The 14042-nt window shown below is 63.5% G+C and carries 15 protein-coding genes and 1 pseudogene; 2 read left to right on the top strand and 14 right to left on the bottom strand.

From position 1 onward, the window contains the following. Nucleotides 1-9: 9 nt before the first annotated feature. The 5 genes and pseudogenes from ACIBTM_RS36240 to ACIBTM_RS36220 form a co-directional block, all read right to left on the bottom strand. Nucleotides 10-663 (bottom strand): annotated as a pseudogene (locus ACIBTM_RS36240) (aldo/keto reductase); the annotation flags it as partial. A 16-nt stretch (nucleotides 664-679) separates the two neighbouring features. Continuing rightward, a complete protein-coding gene (locus tag ACIBTM_RS36235) occupies nucleotides 680-1468 on the bottom strand; it encodes an IS5 family transposase (protein WP_395881817.1) in 789 nt (262 codons plus the stop codon). A 69-nt stretch (nucleotides 1469-1537) separates the two neighbouring features. After that, nucleotides 1538-1885, bottom strand: coding sequence for an FAD/NAD(P)-binding protein (locus ACIBTM_RS36230; RefSeq protein WP_395881671.1), 348 nt, complete (start codon nucleotides 1883-1885; stop codon nucleotides 1538-1540). Between the two features lie 25 nt (nucleotides 1886-1910). Beyond that, nucleotides 1911-3278, bottom strand: a complete 1368-nt coding sequence (locus ACIBTM_RS36225; protein WP_395881670.1) for a CoA transferase — start codon at nucleotides 3276-3278, stop codon at nucleotides 1911-1913. A gap of 211 nt (nucleotides 3279-3489) precedes the next feature. Next, entirely contained in the window at nucleotides 3490-3615 is a 126-nt protein-coding gene (locus tag ACIBTM_RS36220) for a hypothetical protein (protein WP_395881669.1), read from the bottom strand. A gap of 232 nt (nucleotides 3616-3847) precedes the next feature. Here ACIBTM_RS36220 and ACIBTM_RS36215 point away from each other — a divergent pair, with 232 nt between their 5' ends. Together ACIBTM_RS36215 and ACIBTM_RS36210 are read left to right on the top strand one after the other, a co-directional pair. Continuing rightward, complete coding sequence (locus ACIBTM_RS36215) at nucleotides 3848-4195, top strand: hypothetical protein (protein WP_395881668.1); 348 nt, start codon at nucleotides 3848-3850, stop codon at nucleotides 4193-4195. A 317-nt stretch (nucleotides 4196-4512) separates the two neighbouring features. After that, entirely contained in the window at nucleotides 4513-5712 is a 1200-nt protein-coding gene (locus tag ACIBTM_RS36210) for an ROK family protein (RefSeq protein WP_395881667.1), read from the top strand. Here the strand turns inward: ACIBTM_RS36210 and ACIBTM_RS36205 are convergent. From ACIBTM_RS36205 to ACIBTM_RS36165, 9 genes are all read right to left on the bottom strand, one after another. Further along, nucleotides 5703-6518: a winged helix-turn-helix domain-containing protein gene (locus tag ACIBTM_RS36205; RefSeq protein WP_395881666.1), complete on the bottom strand. Its 816-nt coding sequence runs from the start codon at nucleotides 6516-6518 to the stop codon at nucleotides 5703-5705. The genes ACIBTM_RS36210 and ACIBTM_RS36205 overlap by 10 nt on opposite strands. 134 nt (nucleotides 6519-6652) lie before the next feature. Further along, complete coding sequence (locus ACIBTM_RS36200; protein WP_395881665.1) at nucleotides 6653-7945, bottom strand: ABC transporter substrate-binding protein; 1293 nt, start codon at nucleotides 7943-7945, stop codon at nucleotides 6653-6655. A gap of 8 nt (nucleotides 7946-7953) precedes the next feature. Beyond that, nucleotides 7954-8670 carry a GntR family transcriptional regulator gene (locus ACIBTM_RS36195; RefSeq protein ID WP_395881664.1) on the bottom strand — a complete coding sequence of 239 codons (717 nt, stop codon included), beginning with the start codon at nucleotides 8668-8670 and terminating at the stop codon, nucleotides 7954-7956. A gap of 63 nt (nucleotides 8671-8733) precedes the next feature. Further along, nucleotides 8734-10020, bottom strand: coding sequence for a methyltransferase (locus ACIBTM_RS36190; RefSeq protein WP_395881663.1), 1287 nt, complete (start codon nucleotides 10018-10020; stop codon nucleotides 8734-8736). A 182-nt stretch (nucleotides 10021-10202) separates the two neighbouring features. Beyond that, complete coding sequence (locus tag ACIBTM_RS36185) at nucleotides 10203-10475, bottom strand: HPr family phosphocarrier protein (RefSeq protein WP_395881662.1); 273 nt, start codon at nucleotides 10473-10475, stop codon at nucleotides 10203-10205. A 44-nt stretch (nucleotides 10476-10519) separates the two neighbouring features. Further along, nucleotides 10520-12184, bottom strand: coding sequence for a phosphoenolpyruvate--protein phosphotransferase (ptsP, locus tag ACIBTM_RS36180; RefSeq protein WP_395881661.1), 1665 nt, complete (start codon nucleotides 12182-12184; stop codon nucleotides 10520-10522). 36 nt (nucleotides 12185-12220) lie between these two features. After that, entirely contained in the window at nucleotides 12221-13279 is a 1059-nt protein-coding gene (locus tag ACIBTM_RS36175; RefSeq protein ID WP_395881660.1) for a zinc-dependent dehydrogenase, read from the bottom strand. Beyond that, nucleotides 13279-13743: a PTS sugar transporter subunit IIA gene (locus tag ACIBTM_RS36170; protein ID WP_395881659.1), complete on the bottom strand. Its 465-nt coding sequence runs from the start codon at nucleotides 13741-13743 to the stop codon at nucleotides 13279-13281. Before ACIBTM_RS36170 ends, ACIBTM_RS36175 begins: the two co-directional genes overlap by 1 nt. Next, nucleotides 13721-14029, bottom strand: a complete 309-nt coding sequence (locus tag ACIBTM_RS36165; protein ID WP_395881658.1) for a PTS lactose transporter subunit IIB — start codon at nucleotides 14027-14029, stop codon at nucleotides 13721-13723. Before ACIBTM_RS36165 ends, ACIBTM_RS36170 begins: the two co-directional genes overlap by 23 nt. Nucleotides 14030-14042: the final 13 nt, after the last annotated feature.

Below are 14042 nucleotides of genomic sequence, written 5' to 3'. Positions count from 1 at the left end.
CGTCCGGCGTCAGCCGGCCGCGGCCGCCAGCCGTGCGAGATCCTCATCCGACAACCGGATGTCCGCGGCGGCGAGGTTCTCGTCCAGGTGCGCTCGCCGCGAAGTTCCTGGGATCGGCACCATCACGGACGAACTCGCCAGCAACCACGCGATGGCCACCTGCGTCACCGTGGCTTCGTGTTCCCGCGCGACGGCCAGCACGCCCGCCGCCCCGTCCAGGCCGCCCTGCGCCACCGGTGCCCACGGGATGAACCCGATGCCGTCGCGCTCACACACGTCCAGCAGGTCCTGAGACTTGCGTTCCACAACGTTGTAGCGATTCTGGACCGTCGCGATGTCGGTGATGGCGCGTGCTTCGGCGAGCTGCGCGACACTGACCTCCGAGAGCCCGACGGCCGCGATTTTGCCTTCCTCCCTCAGTTTCGCCAGCTCACCGACCTGGTCGGCCAGTGGTACTAAGGGGTCGACGCGGTGCAACTGGAAGAGGTCGATCTGTTCCAGTCCGAGCCTGCGCAAGCTCATCAGCGCCTGCTGGCGCAGGTACTCCGGCCGACCCAGGGGCGGCCACGCAGCGGGCCCGAGCCGCTTCGGCCCCTCCGGTGTGTCGATCAGATCCGGTCCGTTGCGTGTCAAACCGGCTTTCGTCGCGATCACGACCTCGTCCGGGTAAGAGCGTGTCTCAGTAGGTGATCTTCTTGAAGCAGGTGAGGGTGGCGGCGAGGGTGAGGAAGGCGCAGAAGTGGTTGGCGTATCGGGTGGTGAGCCGGTGGTAGCCGAAGAGCCAGGCGATGGATCGTTCGATGACCCAGCGGTGTTTGCCGAGTTTCTTGCTCGACTCGATGCCTTTGCGGGCGATCCGGACCTTGATGCCGCGTCCGCTGACCCACTTTCGCAATTCGACCTGGTCGTAGGCTTTGTCGGCGTGCAGCTTCCCTGGTTTGCGCCGGTGGGGGCCGCGTCGGGATCTGATCGCCGGGACGGCCATCACCAGCGGCTTGAGCGCGTAGGAGTCGTTGGTGTTGGCCGCGGACACCGCCACCGACAGGGGCAGCCCGGCCCGGTCGGACAGAACATGGACCTTCGAGCCACTCTTGCCGCGATCGACCGGGTTCGGGCCAGTCATAGATCCCCTTTTTTTGGCTCTGACAGAGGCACCGTCACAGACCGCCCGAGACCAGTCGATCATGCCCTGGCCACCGAGTTCATCCAGGACCACACGATGCAGCCGGGGCCACAGGCCCGCCTTGGTCCATTCGGTGAACCGCCGATGCGCGGTCGGCACGGTGACACCGAACGACGGCGGCAGATACCGCCACGCGCAACCGCTGGTCAGCACGAACACGATCGCGGTGAACACCGCCCGGTCGTCCGCTCGCGCCGGTCCACCGCCCTGCGGGCGAACCCCATGCTCCGGAATCAGCGGCTCCGCCAGCGCCCATAACTCATCCGGCACCAGCCGCCGAGACAGATCGTCCACGGCTCAAGATCATGCACTATGACCAGGCAAACCCCTACTGAGACACGCTCTAAAGCCCGGTCAACTGGGTCCGTTCCACAGGAGACAGGCCGCGCCGACGGTGTCGTCGGCAAAGAAGGTCACTTGACCGGCGACGGTGTTCATCATCAGATGTTCGGGCTGGTCAGTGCGCCTGGCCCGGCTCGGGCCAAGTGGGCAAGGATCCACGACGTGCACGGTCACCGGCGTACGCGCGCTCGCACAGATCCGTTCTGGGGCCGAGGTTCCTCGCTGCCCTGCCCGATCACGCAGATGACTGTCATTCAAGCTGGTGCCGATGGCGAGCAGCTTGTGCGCCGCGGTGTCCAACTCGGCGTAGGCGACCGATCCCTCGCCGTCGATCAGCGCCGCGCGAAGATGTCCGAGCACCCGACCCCTGCCGCTGAGTCTCAGGTCATGAGGTGAACTCCCACGGTGATGCGACGAGCGCACAGTCGCCGCGGACGAGCACGCGGGAAAAACGTTGATCTGCGGCGAGGATGGCGAGGTCGTCGCACACAGGCACGCTCAACGGACGGCCGCATCGTCGGGCACCCGCGTTCATTCGGCAAGCTGCCGACAGGAGCGACGAGTCCACCCGCGTGGCACCACGAGCCAATGCCGTCACGATCCCATGTGCGGACACGACGCCGCCGAACACGTCGACGATCGTCATCATCGACGGCGGAACCCCCGCGTAGGCCTGCACGACGAAGTCTGTGCCCACCGGCGGTTTCGGCCCTAGCTCGGAGCCCCAACCCGATGCCTGTGCGTACACGATCCCAGGACGGACCCGTACCAGATCGAGCGCACCCAACGACCACTGCTCAGCCTTACCCGGCGCCCAATTTTGCAAGAACACGTCGGCCCCGGCGGCGAGCTCGAGCAGCTGCCGCCTGCCGTCTGGTGTGCGCAAGTCGATCTCGACGACTTCCTTGCCTTCGTTGAGCGCGCGGAACCTGGCCGAGGTATCGCCGGCGATCGGCGGAACCCACCGCAGCGGATCGCCGCCAGGCGGCTCGATCCGGAGCACAGTCGCGCCGAGGAGACGCAGCAGATGCCCCGTCATGTGGCCCTGTACCCGGCGGCACGATTCGAGGACCACCAAGCCGGACAATGGAAGCAGTTCCGCCGCCCGGGCCCACCGGTGTCCACGTACGCACCCGCTCACGGCGAACGCGGGCATCCTGTCGATCGCACGATCTGCCACCCGCACCAGCGTCATACCCGTGCGGACGGCGGCCCGTTCGACCCAGGCGATCGGCCGGACGGCAAGGACTTCCGGCAACTGCGGCGGCAGTGGACAGGTCGCGGTCGCGAACCTGTGCATAAACGGCCGCCAACCGCTCGAAATCACCGCCTCGTCAGCACCGATCGCGGTCCAGAATCGTCGCCACACCAACGGATCGAGTGTCTCGATCTCGAACGTGACACCTTCCGCCGACTGAAAGGGCGGACCGCCGGGGCAGAACTGCTCGCGGTGCTCGCCCTCGGTCGCCGCCGCCAGATACTGGGCAATCGCGAGCAAAGCGGCCTGCGCCAGTGAAGTGGATACGCCGCGCAGCGGGATCCCTCGGTCCCGGGCCAGCCTCAATGCCACGGCACCCATCTCGGCGAGCTCGGCCGCAAGTATGGACGCGTAGTCGAGACCCAGCCGTGTCGGCTCACCGAATCTCCGGCCATGTACATGCATGATCCCGCATGCGGCCTGCACGTCGAGCTCACCGGCCAGGGGCAGGTCAACGGGCCCCGCCACGGTCACCGCATCCAGCGCGGTGTTCATTCGGGACGCCTTCCCTGCACGGAACAGACCACAGACGACGTTGCCAGGAACCGGGGATACATCATGACCGCACGGTCCTCGGCAAGCTCGTTGTCCGTAATGCCTGCCGAGATCAGCTGATCTCGCAGGTGACGCGTTCGGCGTATCAGCGACCGTACACCGGGTGAGCCGGCCCGCCTTGGGAAGAGCTGAGGCACCGGGTCGACGTCGATCAGGCCCGCGGTGGCGTCGCCGACCGCGATCCCGGCGCGAAATGCTTGCTGGCGGCGAGCGCGGCCTCGAACTCGGCGACCTTGCTGCCATGCTGCCGTCTTCGACCACGTCGAGAATATGCCACCTCGTGAGGTTCCAAAGACTCTCCATTGTGGTCGATGATTACAGAAAGACACCGACAGCTTGCCCACCTCCCGGTGACATAGGAACCGATCCCGAGCGTAGGACAGTTAGCGACCCCTTGCATAAGCTTCGCACTTCCTGGTCAATTCCAGGGCCAAGGGTTGACAGTTCATCGTTCCGTTGTCAACGCTGTCACGGGTTTCGAATGCGAAACTCGAGCAGCAGGCTCACCAGTGCGTTCACTCGTCGTAGGACTCGGCCGAACTGGAGCGGGCCTGCATCTTCCGGCACTGGCCAACCTCCGTACCAGCAACCCGCAGCTCTTCGACAATATGCCCGTCATGGCATGTGAACCGGGCCAGAATGGCACCACTCGGCCAAGCCGCGTGATCGCGCCGACGCTCGGCACCGCGGCCTCCCCTCCAGGATCTATTCCCGTTACGTCGAACAGCAACCTGGCCGCCGAAGTCAGCAGGCCGGGTTCGCAAGCAGGGCAAGTCGACACCGAACAGCAGTACCGTGGCGTGCCGCTGTACGGATCCGTGTCGTCGCACAACACGGAGGATGAGGTTCCGCTTTGAAGCCTGCGCGGCAGGGTTGCGCAGGCTGGGACCACGGGGCTGACGTCCGGACGGATCCGGCCACACCTCTCGCTTACCCTCGAATGGGTGACTCTGATGATCAAAAGGGCATCGACGGCACAGCTTTGGGCAGCAACTCGACGGCGATTCGCGGCCGGCTTCCTCTCACCCCCCACAGGAAGTAGCATGGAAACGAAAACGGTCGATGATTCCCTGCGGCACATTCCGGCCGTCAGCCGTCGATACAGCAAACGACCCGCAAGATGCAAGTTTCGGAGCTGGCATATACATGACGACTTCCCACCAGAGCAGTATCAATGGCTGACTCGACCGTTCGCAGCTTGCGAAAACGCACTCGCTCCAGCGTGCTCGCGACGTTGTATTTCGAAGGACCGCTCAGCCAGCGCGAACTGCAGGCCAAAACGGGACTGAGCGCACCGACCATCAGCAACGTGATCGCGGAACTAATGACGGAACTCATCGTCGAGGAAACCGGGATCACCAGGCCCACCGGAGGCCGTCCGCGAGTGATGCTCCGCGTCAACCCAGGCTACGCCCATTTCGCGGGCGTTGACATCAACAGCACCGGAACCCGCGTTCGGGTCACGCTCTCCGATTTGGGCAGGAATCAACTCAGTGCCATCGAGCGGCCGATCTCCACGCGAAGCAATGGACCGTCAAAAGTCGCCAAGTTGATCGCATCTTGCTTGCGCGAGGTACACAAAAGGGCGAGAGTCTCCAGCCGGAGCATAGTCGGCGTGGGTGTCGGCGTTCCTGGTTTTGTCGACCCGCGACAAGAACCTCGGGTCTTCTCGTCAGCCCTGGACTGGGACGACGTCCGGCTTACAGGCCTGCTCCGTTCCGAAGGTATCGCGTGGCCGTTGTTCCTGAGCAGCAGGACGGAGGCACTTGGCCGCGCCGAAATGTTGTACGGCGCCGCCCGCGGTTCCCGGAATTCTCTTGTCGTATCCGTTGACTCGACGATTGACGCCGCCTTCATGATCGCCGGATCAACGGAACATGATTCGAGCATCACCGACTGGGGACACAGCACACTCGTCTACAATGGGAAGAAATGTGAATGCGGGTCCCGCGGCTGCCTTCAGACGTACGCAAGCGCGACAGGAATCCTTGCGGAATTCCACAACTTCGGACATGAGACAAAGGCAGACTGCAGCGATAAGGCTCGTTTCGAAACGCTCATAAAAATGGCGAACAAGTCGCCTTCGGCATCAAGAATTCTGACAGCCGGGGTCAGACATCTCGGCGCCGGCATCGGCAGCCTCGTCACTATTCTCAAACCGGAGCAGGTCATCCTGTCCGGCTGGGCAGGGCTTCTGATCGGCAACAGGTTCATGCCGGAGATTCGAGCGGCCTCCGCCAGCCACGCGCTTCACTACGCCTTCGAACGAACATCGTTCGACCTTGGCCTGGTCGGAGTCGACGATACGAACACCGGGACCACGACACTTCCTATCATGGCTTTCCTGGAACTGGGCAGCCTTAGTCAGACCTGACCCGGCTGGTCACTATTCGACACATGGAGCTTCAAGCCCACGCCGTAGACGGTGTGAAGAAAGCGTGGCTTTTCGGCCAGCTCCCCCAGTTTCCGACGAAGGCGGGTGACATAGGCGTTGACGTTGAACCTTCCGTAGCTGTGCGTTCCCCACAATGCCTTTTGAAGATCGCGCCGATCGAAGGTATGACCCGGGCGTCGGGCCAACGCGAGCAGGAGGTCGAACTCGCGGCTGGCGAGTCCGAGGGGACGGCCGTCCAATGTCGCTTCCCTCGCCGCGGGACTGATCCGCAGTGAGCCGACCACGATATCAGCCTCAGTCTCGATATCCGTCGGCCGACGGTTTCCATGCCTGCGGATCATCGCTTTGGTCCTGGCCAGCAGTTCGGCGCCGGTCACGGTCGGCGGCAAGCATTCATCGGCGCCCGATTGAAAGATTCGCACTACGTCTGCCTCGTTTTGCTGAACCGTGAGCACGAGAATCGGCACCGGCCGAACCGATATAATTGTCTTTACCGACTCGACCACCTTGGCCATACTGGCGATCTCCATATTCAAGATCACACCGGCATGCTGGCCGTCGCGAACCGCGAACCTCGCATCTCCCAGCGAACCGGCACGATCGATCAAGTAGGTCGACTGAAGAACTGAAGCAGCCCGGCCTACCGTGCCGGAACTATCACTCAAGACCAGAATCATATCCATAAGACCGATTATGATAGAGAGAAGCCCCGGGCCGATAGCCGCAAGAAGTGTAAATTCGATAAAACCATGATTTCTGCCCCAGGGGACACCATTGAGTGACATTCTGCACATTATTCAACGCGGAATTACGAACTAATCTCGATATCCCCCACGGCACTCTTAGCGTGCGATCGGAAACGTTGCGGGCACGGTCCAGGTTTCGCGCATACTTCACCTAAAGATGGCGGTTTGGATCATCATTTTCCATGCGCCTTGGCCGCGACGGCCTCCAGCCTCGTCATGACACCGGCCATATCGGCGGAGCCGGCAAGGAAGTCCCGCAAGATCTCTCCCGCACCGACGTCTACGGCGCCACCCGCGGCCATCGGAGCAGAATCGGACATACCGAACCGGACGCCGTCCCCCGCCACGATGAGCTGCTCGGCCATCGCACTGGTGAGATCATCAGGATAGGACGACGACCCCGCGTTCTTGTTCGGTGACAGGAACCCACCCATGATTGTCAGCCTGCGTGCGGCCTCACTAGACGCCAGAAAGTCTAGAAACCTCGCCGTCTCCGGCTTGTCGGTGAACGCGACCGCCGCATCACCGCCGACGACGGCGGACGGCACAGAGCCGTTGACAGCCGGGAAGGGGATGACACCCGCGTCAGCGCGATTCTCGCTCGACGTGATGCCTCTGCCGGCCGAGTCGGCTTCGAACACCATGGCTGCCTTGGGCGTATCACCGAAGACGTTACCGATCGAGTTCGCGAAAGTCGCCCGAAGCGCGCCCTGGGTTCCCCCGGCCAGCGCGTCGCTGGTCAGGATTCGTGCCATTACGGCCAAGGCGTCGCGTACGGTCGAGTCGGTCCACGGAATCTCATGCCTACCAAGCCTGTCGTAGTTCGCCAGTCCTGCCGAACGCAGGTAGATGTTCTGGAACAAGTCGACCAACACCCACCCTTCCGCCCCGCCTACCGACAACGGCTTGATTCCTTTGCCAGACGACATGAAATAGGAGTCGGTGAGCGCATCCACCGAATTCGGCAAGGTCACCCCGGCCTGCCGGTAGAGTTTCTTGTTGAACCACAACGTGGACTTGTTCTCGGCCTTTAGGTAAACGCCGTACGGCACGCCGCGGAACGAGCCGAACTGCTTCCAGATCGTCGCGAAGTTCTTGTCCAGCGTCTCGACCACAGGCGCGGCCAACGGCTTCAACGCTCCCGCCTCGCCAAAGTGCCGGATAAGTCCAGGCTTCGGCAGGATCGCCACGTCCGGCGGCCTACGGCCATCCACGCGAGTTTGCAAGATCGCCCGTAGGTCGCTACCGGCGGACACATAGTCCACTTTCGCACCGGTCTCACGCTCGAAGGCAGCCGATAGCACCCTGAACGCCCTCTCGGCGCTGCCGGACCAGGCGCCGATGACCTCAATCGAACGACCTTCCAGCTCTGTTCGGTGCAGATCGTTCTCACCGCTTTCCCCACTACACGCCGCCAGCATGAGTACTGCCGCGACTACGACGAGGTTGACGATTCTCGACTTCATACGCATCCTCACAACCCACCGAGGTCCACGTGCCGCGACTTACCGACGACCATGCGAAAGCGGTCCGCGCGATATCGTATTTTCCGATACGCCATGATGCCCTCGTGAACCAGAGAACAGCCCTGTTCAACAACGAGGAGCGGATGCCCGATGCTGACACGCAGGCTGCTGGCGTGCTCACCACCCGCCAACTCACTTGAGACGCTGGCCGCGCCGAGCGTGAACCTACGGATGCATAGCACGCACGGGCAGGAACTGGTCTGAAGACCGGCCGAGCAGCGGATAGCAGGCCTGGGGGCCACCAGGGATTCCGTCGCCATGGGGACTTCGCCGATTGACAGAACTCGTTCAAGTTCAGTGGTCGGATGCCCCGGAGCGATATTGATCAGCTTCGCCACGTACGCGTCGGCGACTTCCTCCCGAGCAATGGAGGCCAGACAGTCAAAACGGACGGCAGCTCGACCTCTGAAAAAGCGGTCGATTCTGTCACCCGCGTAGACGATACCTTTCGGCTCGGCCACGAAGATCCCGCGCCGGTACCACCGGACAAGGCGCCCAGCCACGATCAACTGCTGAATAGCGATCCGCACGGTGTTCCTCGCCACACCGAGAGTGCGCGCGAGGTCGCGCTCCGAGGGAAGCCGATCGCCGGGGGATCTCGAGAGCAACAGGTGGTCGAGATAGTTCGCAACATCATTACTGCACGTCGCCGCATCCATATTCATCCGTTTCCGCGAGAAGGCATTTCCGACGGCACCGGAGCGCCGTTGGAGCGTGGCATTTGGAGTTCACCAAACCGGCAGCGGATCGACGATGATCTCTGGTAGTCGGGCCCCCGGGAAGTTCTCGGCCAGGAAACTCTGGAGTAGTTCCGGGAGCCGACGAGCGGTAAACCGTTCGAGTGGCTCGTCTCGCAGCATCGCATTGTGAGCTCTCGGGATATCACCTCCCGCGGGCCGAACCTCGAGTCGTGTCGGGCTCTCCAGTGCCATTGCCGCGACCAGGCCGGTACCTTCCAGCACGACACTCAACTCGTTGGCCGTGACTCCATCCGAATGTGGGTCCAGAAATGCGTTGGGTATTCCGGTGACCACGACGGGCCTGGCCTTGACCAGGAGTGACAACGCCTCAAGACGATCGCCGGAGAGATCTTCCCAGCACACCTCGTCGAGGGCCGGTTGATCGTTCTTCGTATCGACATGCAGCACCATGTCGTACCGATATCGAGTGAACTCGGTATCCCCGCTCATGGTCTTCGCGCGGACCGAAACCTTGACACACCGATCAGAGAGCTCGGCGAGGTAAGCGATCAGCCGGGGGTCGACGAATAGTTCTTCCTCGCCATGGAAACGACCGGCCCCCAATTCCGCGCCTGATTCCAGCCAGTCGAAATACTCCTTGCGCAGACTCAAGTTCCGCAAGTCGCCGAGGATCACCCGGCCCCCCACCTCGACCAGATCGATCGCGTCGCTGAGCACGGCGGCAAGATATTCGGTGCCTGGGAAGCATTGCACGACACCGTTGATCAGCACACAGTCTGGCCGCTTCCCGATGCCCATAGTCTCGGCCATCGCCCGCTTGACCTGTTGCGACGCGATGCCATGTGCCCCGGCGATGACCGCCTGAGTGTGGGGCAGAGATGCCGCCCGGATCCGATCCACCGCGTACCTGGACACATCGGCCCCGACGTAGCATCCGATGTGCCCGTGCAAGTGCCGCAGTAAAAGCCCGGTTCCGCATCCGAGCTCCAGTAGACGCCGGGGCCAGGACTCCAGCACCATGGCCACTGTATGGTCGAGCCACTCACGAATGTCAGTATCCGGCAACTGCCGGGCAGTGGAAGTCAGTCCCGCGAGGTCCGCATCGGCGGCGTCATCCAGATCGGCTGCTCTGAACGCCCATTCGTATAGATCAGTCCAGTTCTCGATGTACTCGCTGACCAATGCCCAAGGCCGACGTCCGAGGAATACGGCATCCGCCGAGGGCTGGACGATGAGCGCTCCTGACGGCGCACGCCGGACCGCGCCGACCCACGCGTGCCCGGCGACGGCCGATGCGATGACTTCCTCTGACACTGATCTCCTTCACACGGGATCGAATCCGATCCAGATGTCTGACCGGGCGGGCTTCGGTGGGGCGCCCGGACAGTGACCGGACGCCCCACCGAAGAGCTGGAGACCAAGCTGTGTCGGCTCGCTCCAGCACTCGCCCGAAGCGACGACGCGGCTGGCCTAAGGGTGGGCCTCCACGCCGCCGTTCACTCGACCGAATCGAGGTCGCGAGCCAGCAGCTCGGCAAGTTCGGACACCGCGACCTCCGCTCCCTCCCCCTCGGCGGAGAGCAGAATCTCCTCGCCGCCGCGGACGCCGAGCGACATCACGGCAAGGATGCTGGACGCGTCCACGAGATCGTCCTCGCTCCGTCCGATCCTTACCCGCACTGCGCGCTTGGCCACGTCTTCCACGAGCAGCCGCGCCGGCCGGGCGTGCAGGCCGACGGGCGAACCGATTACCACATTCCTGCTCGGCATTGCCGAAATCCAATCTCCAGATAACTACATGGCAGCCATTGCCGTTAGGAATGGGCCTGCTTGGGACCAATTCGTCCGATCTTGTGCGACATCTGCACATCCCTCGCAAGGAGGACCTCACGAGCGAGGGCCTCACACTGCTCGCGGCTGTAGCCTTTCAGCGCCGCACGGACCGCCGGCACCGCCGAGGCTGACATCGACAGGCTTGTAATGCCCATACCGGCGAAAATCGGGGCGAGGCCTGGGTCGCCGGCGGCCTCGCCACAGATCCCTGCCGGCTTACCGGTCTCCGTGGCCGCTGCGGCCACCGTCGCCACGAGCGCGAGCAACGCAGGCTGCCAGGGATCGAGCAGTTCGCCCAGTTCCCCGAGCAGGCGGTCTGCGGCATAGGTGTACTGCGAAAGATCGTTGGTACCGATACTGACGAAATCCACCTCCGCCAGGATGTCCTTCGCCCTGATGGCCGCAGCCGGTATCTCGATCATCACGCCGACCTTCTCGAGGCCGTACGACTTGGCCAGCGTCCGGAACGCGACGGCCTCGGTCACGGTCGAAATCATCGGCGCCATCACCCGCACATCCGCGTGGCAGCCGGCGGCGGCGAGGCTGATCGCCTCCAGCTGCGTACAGAGCAGCTGGGGGTTGCGTATGTCGATGCGGAAACCACGGACACCGAGTGCTGGGTTAGGTTCCTCGTCGGAGTTGGCGAACAAGACGGGCTTGTCGGCACCGGCGTCCAGTGTCCGGATGACGACCGGTCGGCCGGCAAAACACCGCAACACGGCCTCGTAGGCGGCTCGCTGTTCCTCGACCCCCGGAGCTTCCGTGCGGTCGAGGAACAGGAACTCCGTGCGGAACAGCCCGATACCTTCGGCATCGGCCGTCGCTTCCGCAGCATTGGCGCCGCCGACGTTCAGCAAAAGCTTGACCGGATGCCCGTCCGCGGTCGCTCCCGGGCCGCTGTGCAACGCGGCCTTCGCCTGTGAGGCCACCGCTTCCGCTCTGATCCGATCGACGTAGTCGGCCGGAGGATCGACAACGACCACGCCACGCGCGCCGTCGACCGCGATCGTTTGCCCGTCATCCAGCGACGCGGCAGCGGAGCACCCGACGACAGCGGGAATACCCAAAGTACGGGCGACGATCGCGCTGTGGCTTGTCGGCCCGCCCTTCTCGGTGACAATGCCCAGGACCTTCGCCGGGTCGAGCAGTACCGTGTCGGCCGGCGAGATGTCCTGCCCCACCAAGACGAACGGCCGATCGGACTCCGGTATGCCAGGCGACGGCAAATCCAGTGCGGCGGCGATCGCCCTGTCCCGGATGTCAATCAGGTCAGCCACCCGTTCTCCCAGGTAGCCTCCGACGTTCCGGAGCTCGGTGATGTGTGTGTCGAACGCGTCCTTGATCGCCCACGCGGCCGGTCGGCCCGTCTCCACCGACGTCTTGATCCCCGTCCGCAGCGACTGGTCCTTCGCCATCATGACCTGGGTCTCGGCGATTGCCTTCAGCTCTCCGTCAACAGCCGACGCCCTCCTCTCCAAGTCCTCTGCCGTCGCATTGAGGGCATCGACGGCGATCATGAGTTCGACCTCCGGTGTCACCCGCGGATCCCACCGCTCGGGCAGAACCAGCGGCGGCGTCAACCGCACGACCGGCCCGACCGCGGCTCCGGAGCTGGCCGGGTTACCGCGTAATTCGTCGACCTGCACTATCCACCTTCTTATTCGTCGTCGGCGGCCCGCGCCTCAAGCGGCGTCGGCCGCACCCGGCTCGATGGTCACCTTGATGGCCTCGCCACTGCTGACGATGTCGATCGCCCGCAGCACATCCGAAAGCGGCAGGTGGTGCGTGATCAGGTCGTCGACCCGTACTTGTCCGGTCGAGATGAGTTCGAGCGCCTGCCGGTTGTGTTCAGGGCTCGATCCGTTGGCTCCGTAGATGGTCAGTTCGCGGTAGTGCACCAGATTGGAATCACACGCGATGATCGGGTTGTCCTTTGGCAGACCACCGAAAAAGCTGATCCGGCCGCGACGTGAAGCCATCTTCAGTGCGTCTTCCTGTGCCTTACCCGCCGCCGCGGCCGTGATGACCACGTCCGCGCCGACGTGGTCGGTAAGTTCGAGAACCTTCTCGACCGAATCAACCTCGGCGCCGCAGATCGCCGCATCCGGCTTGACGAGCGCGGCCGCCATGTCGAGGCGGCCACGATTCAGGTCGACCAGATACACCGCGGCCGCGCCCTTCGCCCTGGCCAGCCGCACATGCAGGCAGCCGATCGGCCCGGCACCGACCACCACGACGACATCGCCGTCACCGACCTGCGCGAAGTTCTGTCCATTGAGGACACATGCCAAGGGTTCAGCGACCGACGCCTCGGCATAGCTGACTCCAGCCGGGATCAGGTTGACACCGTCGACCCGCAGGACTCGCTCGGGCACGATCATGTACTCGGCGAACCCACCGTCGAAGTGGTAACCCATCGACAGCTGGTTCGGACAGATGGTCTCGTAGCCGCGTGAGCACTGCAGGCATTCGCCGCACGGGATCGCCGCGATGATCTGGACCCGATCGCCCGGCTCCCACCAAGGGACGCCGTCACCTGTCTCGACGACCTCGCCGGCGATCTCGTGGCCGATCACGCGGGGCGGATCGATGTGATGATGCCCGTGCCGGAAGATCTTCAAGTCCGTGCCGCACGTGGAAGTGTTGTGCACCTTGATCTTGATCTCGTTGGGACCGGGCGACGGCTCATCGGCGTCTTCGACCCGCAGATCTCCTGGCGCGTAGAAACGTGCCACCTTCATCAAGAGAGCTCCTCATCCATATGGTCCAACATTCGGAAGATCGTGTCCGCGTCCGGGGCTTCACGTAGCTGTCGCGCCTGCTCGGGCTTGATCAGGACACTGGCGAGACTCGCCAGAATGCGGACATGTTCGGTTTCTTTGGACGCGATACCAACGCATAAGCGGACATCGCTACCGTCCCAGTCGACTCCGTCGGGGAACTGCAGAACCGCGAGGGCGGCCCGCTTGACGAACCGCCGGGACTCATCGGTCCCATGCGGAATCGCCACGCCCTCGCCGAGAAAGGTCGTCACCGAACGCTCACGTTCGTGCATCGCACCGATGTACTCCGGCTCGATCGCGCCGAGTTCGAGCAGTTTCCGCCCGACCTGGTCGATCGCGTCGCGCCGGTCGACGGCGGTACAGCCGACGAGAATCCCTTCGACACCGAGAATCGCATTGTCAGCCGTCAAGGCTGCCCCCATCCCGGATCACCTGTTCGACGCGGTCGAACACCGGATCACCCAGGAAGCTCTGGAACCCGAGGACCACAGCCGAGGTGTTCGCCTTGCGAGCCCGGTCCGCCAGCGTGGCCTGGCACAGCACCACCTGCGCGTCCGCCGGAATCTGGTTGACAGGCACGTGTTCCACCTTCACCGAATAGGGCTTCAACCGCTTCGCGAGCTGGGACGCCACCATCACACTGCTTCCCATACCCGCGTCACAGGCGATGATGATCTTCTCGACGTCTTTGCCTTCGATCGTGTTCATAGCCGTACTTACC

Origin of the sequence: Amycolatopsis sp. NPDC049868, from assembly GCF_044461365.1 — a bacterium.
Lineage (GTDB): Bacteria > Actinomycetota > Actinomycetes > Mycobacteriales > Pseudonocardiaceae > Amycolatopsis.
This window is presented reverse-complemented; position numbering and strand designations above follow the sequence as displayed.

What these genes read in the sequence shown, in the direction of transcription:
- ACIBTM_RS36210 (WP_395881667.1), top strand. Translation starts at nt 4,513, where the DNA reads ATGGCTGACTCGACCGTTCGCAGCTTGCGAAAACGCACTCGCTCCAGC.
- ACIBTM_RS36200 (WP_395881665.1), bottom strand. Translation starts at nt 7,945, where the DNA reads ATGAAGTCGAGAATCGTCAACCTCGTCGTAGTCGCGGCAGTACTCATG.
- ACIBTM_RS36175 (WP_395881660.1), bottom strand. Translation starts at nt 13,279, where the DNA reads ATGAAGGTGGCACGTTTCTACGCGCCAGGAGATCTGCGGGTCGAAGAC.
- ACIBTM_RS36165 (WP_395881658.1), bottom strand. Translation starts at nt 14,029, where the DNA reads ATGAACACGATCGAAGGCAAAGACGTCGAGAAGATCATCATCGCCTGT.
- ACIBTM_RS36205 (WP_395881666.1), bottom strand. Translation starts at nt 6,518, where the DNA reads ATGTCACTCAATGGTGTCCCCTGGGGCAGAAATCATGGTTTTATCGAA.
- ACIBTM_RS36225 (WP_395881670.1), bottom strand. Translation starts at nt 3,278, where the DNA reads ATGAACACCGCGCTGGATGCGGTGACCGTGGCGGGGCCCGTTGACCTG.
- ACIBTM_RS36195 (WP_395881664.1), bottom strand. Translation starts at nt 8,670, where the DNA reads ATGAATATGGATGCGGCGACGTGCAGTAATGATGTTGCGAACTATCTC.
- ACIBTM_RS36185 (WP_395881662.1), bottom strand. Translation starts at nt 10,475, where the DNA reads ATGCCGAGCAGGAATGTGGTAATCGGTTCGCCCGTCGGCCTGCACGCC.
- ACIBTM_RS36170 (WP_395881659.1), bottom strand. Translation starts at nt 13,743, where the DNA reads ATGGGGGCAGCCTTGACGGCTGACAATGCGATTCTCGGTGTCGAAGGG.